Origin of the sequence: Pseudomonas sp. ICMP 460 (genome assembly GCF_002723595.1) — a bacterium.
GTDB lineage: Bacteria > Pseudomonadota > Gammaproteobacteria > Pseudomonadales > Pseudomonadaceae > Aquipseudomonas > Aquipseudomonas kitaguniensis.
Genome location: NZ_LKBR01000012.1, coordinates 84,763 through 102,332 on the forward strand (window position 1 = coordinate 84,763; position 17,570 = coordinate 102,332).

Annotated in this window: 19 protein-coding genes; all 19 read right to left on the minus strand. The window is 59.9% G+C overall.

The window, feature by feature from the left end; all coding sequences use genetic code 11:
* Positions 1-94: 94 nt before the first annotated feature.
* The 19 genes from AO240_RS10225 to AO240_RS10315 all read right to left on the minus strand — a co-directional run bounded on the left by AO240_RS10225 (position 95) and on the right by AO240_RS10315 (position 17,555).
* Positions 95-313, minus strand: coding sequence for a hypothetical protein (locus AO240_RS10225; protein ID WP_099236431.1), 219 nt, complete (start codon positions 311-313; stop codon positions 95-97).
* Between the two features lie 44 nt (positions 314-357).
* Entirely contained in the window at positions 358-606 is a 249-nt protein-coding gene (locus tag AO240_RS10230) for a bacteriocin (protein ID WP_099236432.1), read from the minus strand.
* A gap of 3 nt (positions 607-609) precedes the next feature.
* Complete coding sequence (locus AO240_RS10235) at positions 610-1,026, minus strand: hypothetical protein (protein WP_099236433.1); 417 nt, start codon at positions 1,024-1,026, stop codon at positions 610-612.
* A 2-nt stretch (positions 1,027-1,028) separates the two neighbouring features.
* Positions 1,029-1,745, minus strand: a complete 717-nt coding sequence (locus AO240_RS10240; protein WP_099236434.1) for a hypothetical protein — start codon at positions 1,743-1,745, stop codon at positions 1,029-1,031.
* Complete coding sequence (locus tag AO240_RS10245) at positions 1,742-2,206, minus strand: hypothetical protein (protein WP_099236435.1); 465 nt, start codon at positions 2,204-2,206, stop codon at positions 1,742-1,744. The genes AO240_RS10240 and AO240_RS10245 overlap by 4 nt, the downstream gene beginning before the upstream one ends.
* A gap of 10 nt (positions 2,207-2,216) precedes the next feature.
* Positions 2,217-4,034, minus strand: coding sequence for a GDSL-type esterase/lipase family protein (locus tag AO240_RS10250; protein WP_099236436.1), 1,818 nt, complete (start codon positions 4,032-4,034; stop codon positions 2,217-2,219).
* Between the two features lie 17 nt (positions 4,035-4,051).
* A complete protein-coding gene (locus AO240_RS10255) occupies positions 4,052-4,888 on the minus strand; it encodes a hypothetical protein (RefSeq protein ID WP_099236437.1) in 837 nt (278 codons plus the stop codon).
* Positions 4,885-5,166: a hypothetical protein gene (locus AO240_RS10260; protein ID WP_099236438.1), complete on the minus strand. Its 282-nt coding sequence runs from the start codon at positions 5,164-5,166 to the stop codon at positions 4,885-4,887. Before AO240_RS10260 ends, AO240_RS10255 begins: the two co-directional genes overlap by 4 nt.
* Positions 5,163-6,926 (minus strand): DUF1983 domain-containing protein, encoded by a 1,764-nt coding sequence (locus AO240_RS10265; protein WP_099236439.1) that lies wholly within the window; start codon positions 6,924-6,926, stop codon positions 5,163-5,165. The genes AO240_RS10260 and AO240_RS10265 overlap by 4 nt, the downstream gene beginning before the upstream one ends.
* Positions 6,926-8,542, minus strand: coding sequence for a hypothetical protein (locus AO240_RS10270; protein ID WP_177445808.1), 1,617 nt, complete (start codon positions 8,540-8,542; stop codon positions 6,926-6,928). The genes AO240_RS10265 and AO240_RS10270 overlap by 1 nt, the downstream gene beginning before the upstream one ends.
* Positions 8,539-9,084, minus strand: coding sequence for a hypothetical protein (locus AO240_RS10275; RefSeq protein ID WP_099236440.1), 546 nt, complete (start codon positions 9,082-9,084; stop codon positions 8,539-8,541). Before AO240_RS10275 ends, AO240_RS10270 begins: the two co-directional genes overlap by 4 nt.
* Complete coding sequence (locus AO240_RS10280; RefSeq protein ID WP_099236441.1) at positions 9,081-9,779, minus strand: DUF6682 family protein; 699 nt, start codon at positions 9,777-9,779, stop codon at positions 9,081-9,083. Before AO240_RS10280 ends, AO240_RS10275 begins: the two co-directional genes overlap by 4 nt.
* Before the next feature lie 3 nt (positions 9,780-9,782).
* Entirely contained in the window at positions 9,783-10,463 is a 681-nt protein-coding gene (locus AO240_RS10285; RefSeq protein ID WP_099236442.1) for a hypothetical protein, read from the minus strand.
* Positions 10,464-10,526: 63 nt separating this feature from the next.
* A complete protein-coding gene (locus AO240_RS10290; protein WP_099236443.1) occupies positions 10,527-11,465 on the minus strand; it encodes a hypothetical protein in 939 nt (312 codons plus the stop codon).
* 47 nt (positions 11,466-11,512) lie between these two features.
* Positions 11,513-12,454 carry a hypothetical protein gene (locus tag AO240_RS10295; protein ID WP_099236444.1) on the minus strand — a complete coding sequence of 314 codons (942 nt, stop codon included), beginning with the start codon at positions 12,452-12,454 and terminating at the stop codon, positions 11,513-11,515.
* A gap of 189 nt (positions 12,455-12,643) precedes the next feature.
* A complete protein-coding gene (locus AO240_RS10300; protein ID WP_099236445.1) occupies positions 12,644-14,977 on the minus strand; it encodes a hypothetical protein in 2,334 nt (777 codons plus the stop codon).
* Entirely contained in the window at positions 14,970-15,323 is a 354-nt protein-coding gene (locus AO240_RS10305; RefSeq protein WP_099236446.1) for a hypothetical protein, read from the minus strand. The genes AO240_RS10300 and AO240_RS10305 overlap by 8 nt, the downstream gene beginning before the upstream one ends.
* Positions 15,320-17,002, minus strand: coding sequence for a terminase (locus AO240_RS10310; RefSeq protein WP_099236447.1), 1,683 nt, complete (start codon positions 17,000-17,002; stop codon positions 15,320-15,322). The genes AO240_RS10305 and AO240_RS10310 overlap by 4 nt, the downstream gene beginning before the upstream one ends.
* The gene (locus AO240_RS10315) at positions 16,992-17,555 is read right to left on the minus strand and encodes a hypothetical protein (RefSeq protein ID WP_099236448.1); all 564 of its coding nucleotides are present in this window, start codon (positions 17,553-17,555) and stop codon (positions 16,992-16,994) included. Before AO240_RS10315 ends, AO240_RS10310 begins: the two co-directional genes overlap by 11 nt.
* Positions 17,556-17,570: the final 15 nt, after the last annotated feature.

Below are 17,570 nucleotides of genomic sequence, written 5' to 3' on the forward strand. Positions count from 1 at the left end.
TCCGCCTGCCATTTGTTGTCTCCCGACAATAGTATTTCCCGGACATCATTCGGCTGATTTACAGCAGTAGTCCAATGGAAAAGGTAATTTGTGATCACCGCTCCAGTTGATGAGAGCGGTTTGAAGCGAGCGTATCGATGCTTCCGCGCACATCCTCTACCCGCTCAGCAACCTGATCTAATCGTTCAACATTTAAATCTGAGGCGACCTTGATCAGCTTAGGTAGGTCTTTCCTCAGCAGCTGTACCGCTTGACGGAGCAGCAGGTAAATGAGGAGAAGGAGGATGGCGATAATCCAGAGCGCAAGTTCCAAGAGCGGTTCTCGAATAAATAATGATTCGAGTGTAGCGCAGCTATCTACATGAACGATCCTGCAATAAATCCAATACCAGCACCGATAGCCGTACCCACCGGACCAAAGGCAGAGCCTGCCATTGCGCCCGTGGTGGCCATGCCCACCTGACTCGACTGGGTGTTGGCCTTGTTCTGCTGGTTCATCTGGTCTTCAGCCAGTTTCGCCTGTTGCTGCTGCTGGGATAGCTGGGAGAGGCCTTGCATGGCCTCCCCCTGCATTTCCTGTTTCAATCCGATCAATCCATAACCCATGATTTAACTCCCCGGTTTCAGTCCACTGAGGCCCATCCCGCCGGCCATGATTTGCTCTTGCAGGTCACGCGCCGAAACACGTGCGTTGTTGCTCGCGTCGACCGTTGCTGAAGCTCGACCCAGCTGCATTTTCCTGTCCTGGGCTGCCTGCTGGGCAGGCGTCAGCATCAACCCCATGCCCTGCTGCTGCATCTGCAGGCCCTGGGTCGCGCTGTCGAAGGTTTTGTTGACTGACTCCGAGGCGGTCGCGGTTTGCTCGCCGGCGAAAGAGTCGCTGGTGGCGATGTTGGCCAGCTTGCCGACGTAGGGTTGAAAGCGAGCCTTCCAGTCATCCCATTGGGAACGGCTCAACTGCCCAAGCACCGTGGAGGCGCCTTGTTTTCCGGCGAACGCGGCGCTCGGATCTACGTAGTAGGGCATTTTTATTCACCTCCGAAGTTTGCTTTGTACTTAAACCCCTGCAGGCTGTCCGTGGACATCCCGTAGCCGCTGTTGAAACTAGATAGGCCAGAGTTCGTGGCACCTGCCGAGGCCGCAGCCGCTTTCTTCGCCTCGGCCATGTTGTTGAGCCCGTAGGCGGCTCCGCCGGCCACCGCACCCATGGCCGCGCCAGCGAGCTGCAGGTTCGCCGATTTACGGTTGAAGCTGGTGAACGCGGCAGCTTGAGCATCTTGAGCTGCCTGGTTAGCTACGGTGTTGAGACCCGCCTGGGCCTGAGACGATTGCCCCTGACCGATGGCCGCCACGCTGCTGAGCCCGGCTATTTTCTGACCCTTCTGCTCAAACTGTGCACGAGCCATTGTGTCGCCGCCGGCGGCCCCGACACTGGCGGCCAAGTCTCCCTGGGCACCGATGGAGCGGCCACTGTTTGGGTTCAGACCGTACTGCTGAGCCATGCCCTGGTCGACCTGCTTCAGGCCCGACGCCAGTGCTTGTTGCGTCCCCGCGTTCGCCTTGCCGCGGACGTAGGCCATGCTGCCGGCCGAATCCATGTCATCCACGCGTTTCATGTACGCGTTTTCGACGGGCGCCAGCCGCTCCTGGGCGTAGTTCCACTTCTCCGCCGCCACCTGGGCAGCGAACTTCTGCTCGGGCGTTTCCTGGATTGAGTTGTCTGCCTTCTTTCCGCCGCCGCTCATCGTGCAACTCCTTTGATCAGTTCCTGGTTGTAGGCAGAAAAGGTCTCGTCATGGAAAAATCGACGAATGCCGGCGGAGACCTCTGCCATCCAGGCACTCCCGCCGATGAGGTACGCGCACTGCACCACCAGACCGGTGAGCTGGTCGCGCAGGACAAAGGCCAAGCTGCGGCCGTGGTGGTCGCCGTCTCGCTCCAGGGTGACGCTATCGCGCCAGTCTTGGAGAGCGCCGGCCATGAGCGGGCGCACGAAGTGTTCAAAGTGCCGATAGAACGGGTTTATGGGTAATTCGATCAGCGCCAGCCAGAAGGCCTGGTAAACGTCGTCGGTGGTGAGCGGCTTATCACCGTCCACGATGTCATCCAAGGTCTGCGAAATAGCGAAAAGCGTCTCGCAAAACGCGATCGCATCGGAATTACCCTGGAGCACCCTGGCGAGCATTTGATCTTGTGTTTCACTCATTGATAAGCCCTCACGCGAAAATTCGTGCCAGGTCGACCTGACGGAGTTTGATCGTTGCGTCCTGCCAGGTACCGCTCTTGCAAATGATGGACAGACGGACCTTTAAGCTGGTGGGCACCTCGGCCAGGGCCAGCGTTTGCGTGACGAGGGTGCCGGCAATGGTCCCAATTGGCATTGCGTTGACGAGCTCTTGGTTCTGCCCGATCTGGGCAATGGTGGTACCGCTCGCGCTCACCGCTACGATTTGCAGCGCCACCTGCAGCACGCTGGTGTTCACGCTGATGAATTCCCAGCCGGCCACCGCGCGCAGCCTCTGCCCTACGGCAACCTTGGACACGTCCACCGACTGTTCAAAGGTCAGTGTCGGAGTGGTGCCGCTGGGCATCCCGGTAATCCGCAACACCTGTTTGAACCCAACATCTGCCGCCTCTTTCGAAGCCGCCACGGCCAGGCCGTTGAGATCCGAGCCCAACAGGGTGCATGACGAAGCCAGCTGGCCGGTGGCGTTGCTGCCATCCCCCATCAGCCCGTTCGTGCCGGTAAGAAGCGAATTCGGGATCAGGCTTCCGCCGGGCACCAGCGCTGCGTCGAACGCAACATTCGCTGTAGGGAGGATTGCGGAAAAGGTAAAGAGCCGTTTCAGCACCTCGGCGACCTTGCGACCGATGATGCGCGCGCCGGCGGGCGTTGGGTGGAGGCCGTCACCGGTCAGGCCGCCCAAGGGCCAGAAATTCGAACCGGATGCAGGGTCGACCATCTCGTCCCAAGGATTCACCACCAGGACGCCCAAGCTTGGAGCGACGTTCAGATACCAGTTATGGATAGCGAAGTGGTTCGCGGTCTGCTGCGCCGGCAAACCCACGTTCGCACCGATGATCGGAGTCTCTGCGACGGCAATGACAACCTTGCCCCGCTTGATCAGGGCGGCGTACATATACTCAACGTTCCGGATTGTCTGCTCCAGGGACATGCCTTTGATGCGGTCATTGCCCGTGCCGAAATGGACCATCACGTCGAACGATGCGCTGTTGGCCAAGACGTCAGCCTCGAGTCGGGCGAGCATCTGGGAGGTGGTGTTGCCGTCGATGCCTTTGTTCAGGTTGAGGGGGAAGGCCGCTAGGCCGCCGGATTCCGACACTGCCCAGTCAGAAAACCCGACGTTGCCCTTTGTGCATTGGAAAACACGACTGTCCCCCAGCACCAGCACGTCGGTGAGCAGGGGCTTATAGATCCTGGCCAACGCCTTTTGCACAGCACCATCGGCCAGCACACCCTGCTGCGCCGTCGCCGCCTGGATATCGCCCGGGGTGACGGTGAGCTTGCCGTTTTCATCCGGGGTGACGTCATTGAGTCGCTTCACCGTTCCAGCCCCACCACCTCCGCCGCCGCCAGTGCCCGCAATAACTGCAAGCTTGGCCGGGCATGCGGCCATGGTGACAGTGCCGTACCGGTCGGTGAGTGGATACTTTCCGTCTTTGTTCGGCCCGCCGGTAGCAGTCCCCGAAGCCCAGTCGGCGAACTCGGCCAGGCTTACCTGCCTGTCCTTCAGGAACTCCTCTACTTTCTCAAGGAGATCGCGCACATTTTGGGCGGTGGCAAAGCGAAGCAGGACGTAGGGTGCGCCATTTATCGCCGCCACAGGGCCCGCATCGAGCGTCAGCCGGCTGTCGGTTTCCACCGTAACCAGCTCAAAGCATTGACCGCTTGGAACCACCAGCACGTCGCCCCTGGCCGCGTTCGACAGCCAGGCGGTGCCCGCGCCGGTTGCAATTACAGCGCCCGCGGCGATGCTGACCGTGCCAGCGCGGTAGATATGAGTCGTAGCCATGATTTTTCCTGAAGAATTTACGCGGGGCCGGGGCCGGTGGGTAGAACGACACCTTCAGCCACTGGCTTGCGGGTTTCGATGAACAGAAATGGCATGTGAATCAGCGTGCCAGACCGGCCTGTGAGGATGATTCGCTGAACGGCCTCCCCTATCAGGCCTGGAATAATCATCCTGCTGCCGGCCACCTCGCCGTTGTACCGCATGAAATAGCCAGTCCCGATGGAACTGATCAGCATCCATTCATTGCGAGCCCCGAACGTATCCGAGCCGTTCCAAGCCTCGAGGTATTGGTCGCTGAGCACCTGGTCGCGGTGACTGTAGTTCCAGACGCCATTGGATCGCTTGTAGCTGACGGCATTGTTTCCGGAGTCGAACACCACCGTCGACGACCCGGGCGCCCACACACGCACGCCGTGGGTTTCGCCGCTGATATACCCGCCGGAGAACACCACCAGGAACTCGCACATATAAGCCCGCAGGAGCGGATAAAGCTGCGCGGTGTTCTGGGGGTTGCCTGGGAGGTTCGTGATGGTGAACACCACCACCATTCCGGTCCATGCGCCTGGCGCACCTTTCGCGGCAACGTAGCCGATGACGGTGTTCACCTGAGAGGCGACGTTGCGAGGCCTGGCGAACACCAGCGGCGGCGTCGGGCTGGTTGATACACCGTAGAACGTGTATTCCAGGAAGATCGCCACCGGCGGAATGCCGTCTCTGTCCTTGTAAAGGCGGATATCGGTCCAGCCGGCGTTATCGACGTGCCCTGCGCTCTCACCGACCGCGATGAATATCGGATTGTTCTCGTCGACGGCGAGGTTACCCCAGTCGTTTTTGATCCTGAATCCGATGCTCATGAAGAAATCCCAAGGATCAGAAAACAGGAAACGGGCGCTGGGGACCAGGTCAGCGTATTGCCGTCCGCACTGATCACCACAAGGGGCACAGGGGAGAACCCCACGTTTTCCGCAGGCATCAGGCTAATGTCCAGTTTGAAGCCTGCATACTGGGTCAGGTCTAGGCTGCCACCGGCATTACTCTGGGTTCGGATCGATTCCATTTTTCGAATCGTTCGAACCGTGCTATCGAACGTGACCTGCTGATTCGCATCACGGCAGCGAATGATCGACGTCATACCATCATCTCCCCGATTTCAATACGCAGGCCGCCGGCGGCGTCGTACCAGTGTTGATACTGGTCCGTCATGACCATGCGCGTCCCGCCCACGAGGCCATTCATGAAAATCCCGGCCTGCGGGTCGATTACAAACCTTGGCAGCCCGCCGGCACCTATTTGCGAGCTGACCAACTGCCCGTACACCTGGCCGAACCCGATTGTGATGTTCGCGACGTCGATGGCCTCGGCGCGCAGTTGGCCGCCGATGGTTGTGATTGGCGTGAACCCATCATTGGCCGTCAGTTTTCCGATACTTATTGGCCCGATCTGCGCCTGCTGGATGGATGCATCTCTGACCAGCAGAGTGTTGATATAGACCCGTTCGCCATCGACAGTGAAAGGGTTCACATAATTGGGGCCTTGAACACCAGGTGTGGCGATCCAGAAGCGGTTGGCCAAGATAGAGAAGTCAGCCACTGCGCCATTGTTGTAAGCACCAAACCCGCTGATAAGCCCATTCACATCGAGTCGCAACGTGTACTGAGCCGACAACCCCTCAAGCGCCGAGGAATGAGTGCTGAGAGTCTGCTCAATGGCTGCTGACTGGTCATTCAAGTTGCTTTGCAGAGTCGTGATTGCGCGGGTAGTCGCTTCAAATTCGGTGACGATGGCTTGCTGATCGCTCACGTATATCGCGTCGGTGTTATCCATCCGAGCGACCAGGCTCATCATGTTGCGAACTTGGGTTTCAAGCGCGCTTGCAAACGTCTCGCTGTACCCGGTCAGTACCGCCTCTGCGGTTTCAAGGCGGGATGACATGCCGTTCAGTGCCTGGGTTGCGGCATCTTGCAGGGTGATACGCGCCGAGCGCTCGCCGACGATATCGGCCTGGGCCTTACCGACGCTGACCTGCATCAGGTCGATTTGATGGGCGATTGCCTGCTGATCGGAGGTAATGACTTCCTGCAACTGCGTGATAGCCGCCTTCACATCCTCGCCGGTCTGCACCCGGATATCGGTGATTTGCCGGCGGATCTGGACGTTGTCGTCATCGCGCAGGAATCGCTCAGCGGACGTCAGAAGCCTCGCCGACTGCGCGGCCGCATCCAGCATTGCTATCGTCTGATTCAGCCCTTCCAGGTCGATGGCCTTCGCCAGCGCTTTCGCAAGCTCGCTCTGACTGGTCTGGCTGGTAATAAGCTTGAGCAGATACTCGATATCAAGCTGCGCCTCGATGGCGGTACCAGCCGGGCTGTTAGGAGGCCCCTCGATGCCAGAGGTGGAAACCCAGGTGATCCAGTAGAAATACACTTTCCCTTTCTTGGGATCGTTGGGGTCTACCGCATCGCCTCGAATTGGGTCGCTGTACATCATGCCCGTGGCGCGGCTGATCTGCGTCGCCTGACCGAAGTTATCGGTTTCACTGCGGTAAATGTTGGTCAGTGAGTGGTTTCGATAGAGCTTGTAGGGGTTATCCCAGGTCAAGGTGTTCATGCCGAACACACCAGCACCTTGGAACCCCACAGGGGCAGGCGGTATTGCCCGGTCTGGCACGCCAGGGCTTGGAACCAATCCGCCGTTACCACCTGGCTTCCAGCCTGGCCGGAGCGTGAACGCACCGCTTTCCAGCAAATCCCGGTAGGTCAGCTTCTTGTCGAGGCCATTCCCGCGATTCCCCTCGCCCGTCTCAATGATCTCAGTCAAAGCACTGAAAAACGGGCGAAACTCCGCCGAAACCTTGCTGCTGGGTGCAGGAAGGCTTGAGCGTTTTGTCGTCATTAGGTCAACTCAGAGGGTGTGTTCGCAATTTGGATAGAGAAAACTTCGGTCGAGCCGGACGCTTCCACCTGCCATTCGCGCGCATCCGCGAAACCCGGCGGCAGCCTGAACATCTGGTTACTGCGAATTTCGGCTTCGAGCGCAGTGATGCCATCGGCGATCACCCGGAACTGGACCGGAAACGCTGCCGCCACCACCTTTCCGCAGCTGAAATTCGCCGAACCAGGTGGAAACTCGAATACCTTCGAGCGCCATCGGTAGGTCATCGGCGGCCCGCCTCGCCACTTGGCAATCGTGCTGCCCTGGATCAGATACAGCGTGGAGGCCGCAATGTCGTAGTAGGAGTTGGCCGCCTGGGCGTCGATGAACTCGATCCCCTCGCCTGGGGCCAGGGCAAAGCACCCGCCGTCGTAAAACGCCAGATACCGGCCTTCGTATCGGCAGGCATGGATCGATGCGGGATTCAGCGCTTGCCACTGCTCCGGCGTCAGCACCCCGTCAGTGATCAGCTGCGGCTCCCCTCCGGACACCGCCACCAGCCCCTCGGTCGATGCATAGACGACGTACTCGCCCATATCGACCACCGACCCCCTGGACACGCACACACGGTCAGCATCCGGGTCAGCAGCGCTCATGGCCGCAGGCGTTGTGCCGGTGACCAGTCTCGGACGTCCGGTGGTGGTAACCACCAGCCCGGCGGTGGTGACGCCGATCCCGACTATTTTGTCAGGAAAGGAAATTTGGTAGTCAACCGGCCAGGCGTGCGGGTGATACGGCTCGCAAAAGCACAGAGTGTTGTCGAAGAACCCTACAAATATGCCGTTTGGCATCTCGACCAGGCCGACCATCGCCGGATCTGGCATATCCCAGGTGAGCGAAGGACAGGCAATACCCAGCTCATCGCTGTTCACGTCGTCTACCCAGCTACCCTGGGCCACGGGGAAGTCAGCCAAATACAGGAACTCACCGCCGCTTTCCGACCGGTAGAGCCGCTTGGTGACAATGTTGTACGGACCGTTGGGTGACGGCGGCAATTGAACGTTGGCTTTCCCAGGTAGCTGGTCGCCCGCGCCGTCCCAGCGGTTGATGATGTTCGACGCAGGGCTGGGCGGCCCCTCTTCGCCATAGGCTGAGACATAGGTCACCACATACGTCGCGCCCACGGTGGTGGTGGGCGGTGCTTCACCGCCGGCTGGCTCTGTCACCAATGGCGCGCTGACCGGAGCAGGGATGCCCAGCCGGTAAAACCCGGATGGGTATGGCCCAGCGCCCTGAGTGGCGACACCGATGGGGGCCATCTTGGGAAACGAGTCTCCGGTCCAGTACACCCGCGACCATGCATCCTTCGCCAACGGGCTTTTTGCTGCATTGACCTGCTGGCCATCGCCCCAGGCAAACCAGAACCCGGCGCCGTTGTTACCGAATGGGTACCGGTAGATAGATGACGGATTGATCACGCCGCCAATCCCAAGCACGGGCAGCGGCGCATTTTCAGCCCGCAGCGACCCCTTGCGCAGATTGACGTTGCGGGCCGCCTGGGCGTTGGTCGGCTGCAAAAGACGCGGGGTCAGCGCTGGCAGCTCGCCCTTGAAAGACGTGATCGCAATCGATGTCATGGAAACCTCGGTGTTTTCATCCTTATGCTGCCGGACTGGTGGCCGGCGAGCGCCTCAGATCGGGCATTGGTGCAAAGGGCATAGAACGCTGCCTGATCCATCAGGGCGCGCTGCATGTCGGACCAGGGTTTCTCGGGCATCTTGCGCAGCCAGTACTGGGCGCCGAGCATCAACGCCTCACAGTAACGGTCCAGCAGCCAGTCCGGGGGCACCGCCACAGTGGAGCCAAACGTGGGCCGCACTACCACATCAGCGGTCAGCCCCGAAGGGCCACCGGTGACAATCACAGTGTCCGGCGAAGGCTGGAACACTTGGTAATGTGCAGGCCGACCATCCTGATACAGCGCCTGGATGCGGATCGGCTCAAGGCCTGGCCCGGCCGTGATCAGCTGCTCACCATCGGACAGCTGAATTCTGACCTTCCAGGCCGGAACTTCGGTGCACAGCTCGCGCAGCGCCCAGGCCACACCGTCACGGATAGAGGCGATTACCACCCCCGGCACGTTTGGCAGGATCTGGTCGACCAGCTGGCTCACGTTCATTGCTGCGGTACCTGTTGCTGGGATGTGGCGGCGACTGGCAGAGGGCCAAGCATGCGATCCGTCTGCACCTTCATGCCCAGGGCAGCCTGGAACATTTGGAAGTGCATCGTTGCGCGGTTGAGGTTGGCCGCGTGTTCAGCGTCTTTCGCGTAGGCCCTGGAGAGGATGTAATCCACCAGCACCGGCGCAAATGAGTCATCCAGGCGGATCTTTTCAGCGGCGGAGTCGGTGGCCATCGCATGGGCGTGCGGGTCTGGCACCGACGAGTAGATGATCTCCAGCTTGCTGGTGGCCATCGCCGGCGGGTAGACATAAAACTGACGCGGTGCCGCTTCGTCGAAGATGTATTGCTCGATCTCTTCAACCTGTTGCTCGGCGTGCCACCGGCGCCTGGTTGAATCGATGGCGCCCCGGGTCGTGAGAATCACGCTCAGCCCACCGCCCGCGGGGGTGATGTTGCGCACCACCTCCAACAGGCGCAGGCCGCCCTCGGGGATGGATTGCCTGGTGCCCGGGGCGCAAGTAATTTCGGCCGTGACAGAACTGGCATTCGGCTTGATGTTGCAAATTGCCGCATACCCTTCATTCAGCCAATCCAGCAGCTCGGTGTTTGCCCACCGGGTGCCGTTGGAAGTGACTTCCTGCAGGATCTTTTTGGCGCGGGTCAGGATGTTGCCTACAGTCGTCACGGCCACGTTTTACACCTCTTGCATGTAGGAGAGTTTCGCCAGCTCGGTAGTCCATACGAACTCGCAGCCGGTCCTGGTGTTGCGCAGCAGACGATTGCCGGTGACCGGCACCGAACGCTCCTCATCGTCGACGTCGTCGAGATCAGGCGCCTGGGCCTCTGCCAAAGCAGAGGCTGTTGGCGGGTCGCCTGCCACCAACTTCATGTTGATGCCTGGGATGGTGGCATCGCGCACAAGCGCCTCGGGCAGATACACCTGGCCGTCCTCGCCGTTCACGGTGAAAGGCCCAATGTGGCGCCCAGGGCCAGGGTCGGCAGCGACCTGCACAGTTTCAACAGCAGAAGTTTGGGCAGCGGCGTCGTCGCCGGCTGGTTGGTCCCCCTTCGCTGCTTGATCCGCACCATCACCCGATGCCACGTGCGCAGCGGAGTCAGTACCGGCGACAGGATCGCCGGTAGTCTTGGGATCAGCGAGGCCAGCAGTGCCAGCATTGCCAGGCACCAGATCAGGGTTCGGCGCGCTTTCGTCGTCGGCTTCATCAGCCAGGGCCTTTTCGAGCCCTGCGAGCAATTCGGAGCGTAGTGTGTCCTCGCTCTTGCGTTGGTCAGCCTTCAAGCCCAGATCTTTGAGCATTTCGAGCAAACCGTCTTTGTCGGCTGTTTTTGCCTTATCAATCAATTCGCGAATCATGGTTTTCTCCGAGAAAAGCAAAAAGCGGCCAGGTGGCCGCTTATGGTGTGGAGATGATGGTGATCAGCGGCTGCAGTACAGGTTGCCGATCGCTTTCGGGTCGATGACGCCGGAACCGAACACGTTCAAACCACGAACGAGTTTGCCGAAGTCGTTCGGGTTCGGCAGGGTTTCCATCTTGGTCATCTGGCTGGCAAAGGTGAGGCCCTTCTTGTGACCGAACATCACATTGCTCGCCCGCTTCGTCGCAGCGACGTCATCCACTGCGGTGGTGTTGTTGCTGATGTACACCGTGAAGCGGTCGAGCATGCCGACCTTGCCGTTGCGGAATACCGAGGTGGCATCGCCCATGATGCTGGCATCGCGCAAATCGGACTTTTTCAGCATGCCGTTCATCCAGGCCGGCAGAACAACCCAGCGGCCTTGCTCGGGCACGTTTTGCTCGTCGAGAACGGTGCCACAGTCCACCAACACATCCAGAATGTTTTCCTTGGTGATCTGCACGGGTGCGCCGGCCTTGCCCAGGTTGATGCCACCCGACTTGGCGCCGGCGTTGTCACCGCGGTTGGCCGCATCGGCGTCAGCGTAGTGGCGGTTCAGCAGCTGGGTGTCGATAGCCACCTTCATCTGCTCACCGCCGTCGGTGCTGAACTCGTCCATCAGTTTGATATCGGCCTGGTAAGCATCAACGTCGTTCACCTCGAACGCGAAGTACTTGCCCTGGTCAATCTGAAGAGTGACTTTGTCGCTGACCGGCTTTTCGTAGACCACACCGCCGCCGATTTTGTAGTCCTTGATGACGATCGACGGCACGGTGCGGATGTTGATGGTGTCGCCCTGGTTCTTGATTTCGCCTTCGTAGTCGGTGTTAGCGATCTCACCGAAAACAGTTGCGGCGTACAGCTTCTGCACCAGCTTGCCCGACCACAGCGCGGGGATGAAACCCGATGCACTGGTCGAGCTGTAGTCTGGATGCCCTGCGGCGCGTACTGGACCTGCCATGGTGTAGCTCCTATTTCCTGACGCCTCGCGGCGTTACAGAGCGCGTGCTATCGCGAAATGCGACCGTTTGCTACCGCGTCTGAGATTTCCTGTTCAATCGCAGCCGCCTCGGCTTTCGTGTACCGCTTGCCCAGCGCCACATCCTTGTAGAACTCGTTGATTTCAGCATTGCTCCACCACTTACCCTCCGCCGGCGGCGTAGGATCGGTGCGAGTGGAGCGCGGCTGAACGTTTTCAGGTGGAATGGTGCGGTCTGGGTTCGGTGCTGCCGGGGCGGGCTGCGCGTCTTTGAAGGCCTGGAACAGCGCGGCGACGCGGTATGCGTCGTTGGCTGTCTGGGCCTCGATCAAAAGCTGCTGCCGCTCTTTGCCGGTGAACGTGTCCATGTGGCTGAGCCATTCATGGAACGCGGGCAATCCGTTGATCTCAACAGCGTCAGGAATGCGCTGAATCAGTTGCCGGAAGAATTCTTCCTGCGCCTGCTCGGCTTTTTCCTGCTCGCTTTGCTGGGTTTTTTGCTTCAGCCCTTCAAGTTCGGTTTTGATCGTTTCCAACTCGGCGGGATTGGCGGCAGATGCTTGCCCACCAGCCACTCGCTGGATCAGCGCTACGAGGTCAGGCCCGTAGCTCTCGATCTCCTCAGGGGTCAGATCCGACACTGCGCGCTGCACGGCATTGCCTGCGGGCTTTTGCGCCTTTGCCAGCTCTGCGGTCAGCCGGGACACTTCCTGTTGCAACGCCGGCACTTCGGCGTTGTATTTCCCTTGCATGACTTTGAAGCGTTGCTCCCAGTAGTCAGCCCCATCATTGCGGGCGGCGGGGGCCGGCTCCGGTTTGGCAGGTGCTTGTGGGTCTGAGATCACCGGCGCATCGGGATTTGCTGCCGGAGCCGCATCTGGTGCGGGGTTCTCGGCCGGCTTGTTCAGTGCTTCCTGAATCGCCGTTGCTTCATCGATTTGCGCCTGTACGTTGCGGGGTAGCGTGCTCATTGATCGTGTTCTCCTTGGGTAGAGCCGGCAGGTCCGGGCTTCTGGGTGTGCTACTGGTTCCGGGCACTTGGCCGAATGACCGGAGAGTGGCCACAAAAAAGCCGCCTCAAGTTGGGCGGCTTTTTCTGTAACTACTGGGTGGGCCGCGAGGTGCTTGCCTGGATTCGCTCAAGCATCTCGCGGGATTCTTCAAACGACTTGATCAGTTCCCTGGCCAGGCTCGCCCTGCCCTGGGCCCTGAATAAAGCCTCCAGGTTGTTCACCCCCTCCAGGCTCTGCTGCGCCTCCGTCAAATGGCTGTTCAGCATCTCCTTGAGGTGCTTCCATTCCGGGCTGTTGGTCAGGTTGACCAGGGCTTGCCACTGTTGGTTGCTGGGTTTCATTGGCTCCGCCACCTGCATGTTGAAGTTGGGCGACCACGGCACCGTTACTCATGCCGAGGCGCTGGGCCTCAGCGCGGGTTTTCTCGGCCTTCGCGGTGATTTCAGCTGTTTGGGCTGCCGTTTTCTCGGTTTCCGCCTCGACCTGCTGCCCCACCGCCGCGGCTTGCTGTTGTTGCTGTTTGGCCTGTTGGGCCTGCTGCTGCTCCTCCCGGGCCTTCATCTCGGCTTTCGTCGGAATCAGCCCTGGCATATCCAAGCTTTCAGCAACCTTACGCAATATCGCGGCCCTACCTTCAAGGCCAAGGATCTGAATGTCGGTCGGGTTGTTGGTGAAGCTCAGGAACTGAGTGCGAGCGTTAAGCGTCTGCTCACGCTGAAGCATCGCGTTTGCACCCCGGGCCACGACCTTGCAATCGCCCTTGATGGCGTTGTCATCGGAATAGCGCATATTGAACAACCACAGCGCTTCAATGACGCGACGAACCACTCCACGGTCGATATGACGGATCGCGTCCTTGATCCCCTTGTTCGCCGACTCCATCAGCATCGACAGGCCGCTGGCCGTGTTGCCTGCACCACCGACCTTTTCCGCGCCGTAGATGTATCGCGGGATGTTCGTCGCGTCGTCCGCGCGCTTCTCCCAAGAGTCATAGACCGCCTGAAGCTCACCGGCCATGCTGACCGGCTGGTAAAAGCGAATCACAGGTGACGTCGCTCCACCCTGCATCCCTGGCGTCTGGCCGCTTTTCACCCGCCAGCGCTTCAGCGGATACATCTCGTTAGGGTTTTCACCTGGCTGCAGGCGGTCTTCATCAACTTCCACCTGCGGGCCACTGGCGAACGCCATATTGTTGGCCTGCGCACGGGCTGTTGAGCCACAGAAGTCCTGCACGTCACTCATCAGCTCAGGAATTGCCATCCCCCAGAACGAGCCAGGCACGATCTGAAAAGAAGCCTTGTGATATGGCCGACCGCCCAAAGGGTTGCGGTTGAACACGCAGCGGATAACGTGATTGCCGATCAGGATTGCATCAACCTGATATTCATCAAGCACGTCCGGCACCTGCGATGGATCGATGCCCCATTGCAGGAGCATCAGTCCCTGGGCACCGCCCCAATAATGCAGGCCTTCGATGGTTTCGCCGTTGTTGATCATCCAGTCGCCGGCTTTATCCTCAAGCCGTGCGCGCTGCGAATCCGTTGCGAGCCATTCACGTAGGCCACCCTGGCCATGCTCAGTAAGCACGGCGCGAACCGCGTTGTCGCTGTAGCCGGGAACACCCGTGAGAGCGTTGAGGCGCGACCGTGTGTAGCGTTCGCGCTCGATGATGAATGCGCCGTCATCGGTATTCGTCGAATCTGGCGACGGATAGATGTCGAAGGGCGAAACCCGGTGAAACAGGGGCTGGATCTCCTCTGTTTCAATCATCTGCCAGTTTTGGCCCCAGGCAATCTGCGGCACACGTTGAAGCAATGGCCCTTTAACGAATGCCGCCGGATAGATGGTGAAGTCGTCGATGAACTCCTCGAGCGCGGTTTCCCACCCTCCCTCGGCCAACTGGTCGGCGATAAGCGTTTCATGGGCCTCGCTTGCCTCCTTGGCCTTGGCCTGGATCAGTTCACGCAGCTTCACTTCGAGTTCGGTCGGGTCAGGCATCGTCTGTTGCGGAGCTTCATGCCCCTGCGCCCCTTGCGCCCCCTGCTGGGCCTGCATCATCTGCTGGGCGAGCTTCTGCTGAAACGCAGCAAGAAACTCGGGCGGGATGTCCGCCACCGGCGTTGGATCTAGCCCCCACGGGTGACCGTTGACCGGGATCAGGATGTCACGAATCCAGGAAGCGCCCGCGCGGCACTTGGTGGTGGTCAGCTTGGGGTAAATCTCGCTGCCGCCGGCCTCCCGGATCGCCTGGAGCTTCGTCTCCTCATGCTTTCCTTTCTGGCGCCGCGCGCAGTCCAGCAGCCGATCATCGATTTCACGCTTGGCGTTTTTGGCAGACTCAAAACACCGGCGGATGTGCGCCGCCAAAGACGACTGCACCTGCAGAGCGCGCCGGCTTTGCAGCGCCTGCTCCTCAGCGGCTACGTCATCAGCATGCAGGTCTGCGGCGCTCCTGAATTGCAGCAAACCTAATTCAGCCATGGATCATTGCCTCATGAACATTGTTGATTTCAGCCTGCCGGCCGGAGCGGCGCAGTTTCGCGCCGTGCTCCAGTTTCCGCAGGTTGGCCAGCAGATCCTGCATGTAGTTGACGGGGTCGGCAGCAAACTCGGCCAACTTGACGTTGAGTGTCACGCCCAGGTCGTGAGCCATCTCGAACTGCACCCGAACTGCAGGGTGCGCGCCATCCGGCTCCTTGATCTCTACCGCGTCGACTTGGACTAAACCGATATCTCGACGCAGCTGAAAGCTCTGGACGGTGAGCGGGGCAACCAGGCGGGCTATGACGTCGGCGACCTGCTTCCATTCAATAAACATAGTGGTCATGTGTGCGCGCTCCAGTTGCGTCGGGCTCGATCTGTGTTTGATGTTGTTGGGGTCGAGGGAATTGCCCCTGCCGTAGCCTCGAAGACTCCGCAGCGGGCCAGGGTTTCAAATGCCTTGGCCCCGTGGCTTGCCCAGTCGTGGCGCGGCTGATCCTTGTACACGCCCAACCTCAAATCCCACTCCTTGCGGTAGTTATCGATGCAGTCAATCAGCCGTGACACGCCCGCGGTTCTGGGCTTGCCGGTGTCCGCATCGCCGGTTGATTCCCGGGTGTCCTGCTCATCCTCGGCGAACCAGCACAGCGGCAGGAAGTTACGCACCGCCTGCACGCCCTCGCTGTTGCGGGAGACGCGCGGAACGATTTGGAACGTGATCCCGTACTGCTTTGCTACGTCGATTCGGGATTTCCCCGTACCGATCTCGCGCACCACGATGTCGTGCGGGGCGTAGTGCGCGCCGTAGGAATACCCCAGCTTTTTGAGCAGATCGCCGTAGTACTCCATGCCCTCGCCTGAATGCTCGATGTAATCGATGATGTGCACTTGGCGGCCCACCACCTGGAACAGCACGATGGACATAGCGTCCCCCATACCCAAGTCCCAGGCCGTGAATACCGGCAGCGTAGGGTTGCGAGTCACCGCCTTGGTGATTCGGCCCTGTTGCCGCAGGAATCGCATCTGCGTGAGGTAGTAAGCGCCTTTGATGCCCTGATCGAACGCCTCATCCGGCGTGGCCGGATATTCGCGTTTCATGTCGTCGTGCAGCGCCTCGGCCTTTTTGGCGTACCAGGCTTGCTGGGCGCGATCGAGGCGGATGCCATGCTTGGCAGACAGCTCGGCGAAGTACTCCTGCAACCATTGCGGCACCACCACCTGGTCAAATGCCTCCAGGCGGTAGGTGGGATCTTTGAACCACGGGAAGAAGTGGAACTGCCAATCCATCACCGTGGGCGTGCGGCCGGCGTCTTTAATGGCCCTTGCCAACTCGCAATACGTGAAAAAGTAGCCTTCGCGACCCTCTGCCGTGCTTTCGATTGTGACCCGGTTGCCCAGGCCCACCGCTTCAAAAGCACCGGTGACAATCTCCTGGGCCTTGTCCGGGCTCAGTTTGCAGATCTTTCCGAACTCCGACACATGCAAGCGCTGGAGTGTCCCGCCTCGGAATGAGGTCGACACCTGGATGCTTGAGCCGTTGTCGAAGATATAGCCTTGGTCTTTGTCACTGCGCGGTACCGGCAGGCGCATGCCGATCAGCTTGAAAATTGCCGACCACGCCGGGTCGCCTGACAGCTTTTCGTAGGCAAACCTGATCTTGTTGCGATAGATCTCTTTGGCGTCCGGCAGGGTGTGGCAGATGCAGCCGGCGCTGTAGTTCCTGGTGAACAGGCAATCGTCGAGCGCGTCGATCATCTCGAAGGTGGTAAAGCCCAACTGCCGGGCCTTGAGGATGATGTCGCGGTTATGCTCGTCGAGGAACCGCTCGCGCTGCTGCTGATTAGGCTTGAAGCGCTGAACCTTGCCGTTTTTATCCTTGATCTTGTACAGGGCGTTGAGCCTGTACCACTTGTTACTCAGGGCTTTCAGCAGTAAAGCGTTGCCCTTGAGCTGCTTGGCGAGGTGTAGGGCGATGAACTCGTCACCCTCGCGCACGAGGCGCTGGCGATCGGTTTCATTCCCCATTACCCGCCGCCTCTGCAAGCAGATCCTCAAGGGATTTGCCTGTGCTTTCCCGTTCTTTGTCGGTGTCCAGACCATGGGCCTGGCGTTCGAGCTTGATCAGCCGCTCCAGGGACTGCGTAGCGTGGCCGATGCTCTTTCCCACGTAGTCCAGGGGAATGTCAATCTCGACCGGGTCACCCTTCTGTGTCATCACGGTGATCTTGCCGGCGGCGACCTGCTCATGAATACGCTCGACGTACTGCTGGGTCAGGTCGCGAGTTCTGGCAATCACTACCTGGTGACCACGTACCAGTTGGGCACCGGCCTCGGCGGCCTGCTCGACGATCTCGGCGTCGTTGGTTGCCTCAGCGACAGCAGCAGCGGCGGCGCGCCCGGTCTTCTCCCGTACGCGCTGGCGGATCATCTCAGATAGGTCTTTCTGCCACTCGTGCTTATCGGCACGGTTGCGGATCGAGCTTTCCGACACATTGTGCCGACGGCCCAGCTCGCGGTTCGTAAAGCAGCCCGTCCGGTAATCCCTTTCGACGGCTGCCCAATCACATTTAGCAGCCATGGGAGCGCTTCCTTT

Bases quoted from the DNA above. Each gene is read 5' to 3' on its own strand.
- AO240_RS10230 (WP_099236432.1), bottom strand. From the start codon at position 606: ATGGGTTATGGATTGATCGGATTGAAACAGGAAATGCAGGGGGAGGCC.
- AO240_RS10235 (WP_099236433.1), bottom strand. From the start codon at position 1,026: ATGCCCTACTACGTAGATCCGAGCGCCGCGTTCGCCGGAAAACAAGGC.
- AO240_RS10240 (WP_099236434.1), bottom strand. From the start codon at position 1,745: ATGAGCGGCGGCGGAAAGAAGGCAGACAACTCAATCCAGGAAACGCCC.
- AO240_RS10245 (WP_099236435.1), bottom strand. From the start codon at position 2,206: ATGAGTGAAACACAAGATCAAATGCTCGCCAGGGTGCTCCAGGGTAAT.
- AO240_RS10250 (WP_099236436.1), bottom strand. From the start codon at position 4,034: ATGGCTACGACTCATATCTACCGCGCTGGCACGGTCAGCATCGCCGCG.
- AO240_RS10255 (WP_099236437.1), bottom strand. From the start codon at position 4,888: ATGAGCATCGGATTCAGGATCAAAAACGACTGGGGTAACCTCGCCGTC.
- AO240_RS10260 (WP_099236438.1), bottom strand. From the start codon at position 5,166: ATGACGTCGATCATTCGCTGCCGTGATGCGAATCAGCAGGTCACGTTC.
- AO240_RS10265 (WP_099236439.1), bottom strand. From the start codon at position 6,926: ATGACGACAAAACGCTCAAGCCTTCCTGCACCCAGCAGCAAGGTTTCG.
- AO240_RS10270 (WP_177445808.1), bottom strand. From the start codon at position 8,542: ATGACATCGATTGCGATCACGTCTTTCAAGGGCGAGCTGCCAGCGCTG.
- AO240_RS10275 (WP_099236440.1), bottom strand. From the start codon at position 9,084: ATGAACGTGAGCCAGCTGGTCGACCAGATCCTGCCAAACGTGCCGGGG.
- AO240_RS10285 (WP_099236442.1), bottom strand. From the start codon at position 10,463: ATGATTCGCGAATTGATTGATAAGGCAAAAACAGCCGACAAAGACGGT.
- AO240_RS10290 (WP_099236443.1), bottom strand. From the start codon at position 11,465: ATGGCAGGTCCAGTACGCGCCGCAGGGCATCCAGACTACAGCTCGACC.
- AO240_RS10295 (WP_099236444.1), bottom strand. From the start codon at position 12,454: ATGAGCACGCTACCCCGCAACGTACAGGCGCAAATCGATGAAGCAACG.
- AO240_RS10300 (WP_099236445.1), bottom strand. From the start codon at position 14,977: ATGGCTGAATTAGGTTTGCTGCAATTCAGGAGCGCCGCAGACCTGCAT.
- AO240_RS10305 (WP_099236446.1), bottom strand. From the start codon at position 15,323: ATGACCACTATGTTTATTGAATGGAAGCAGGTCGCCGACGTCATAGCC.
- AO240_RS10310 (WP_099236447.1), bottom strand. From the start codon at position 17,002: ATGGGGAATGAAACCGATCGCCAGCGCCTCGTGCGCGAGGGTGACGAG.
- AO240_RS10315 (WP_099236448.1), bottom strand. From the start codon at position 17,555: ATGGCTGCTAAATGTGATTGGGCAGCCGTCGAAAGGGATTACCGGACG.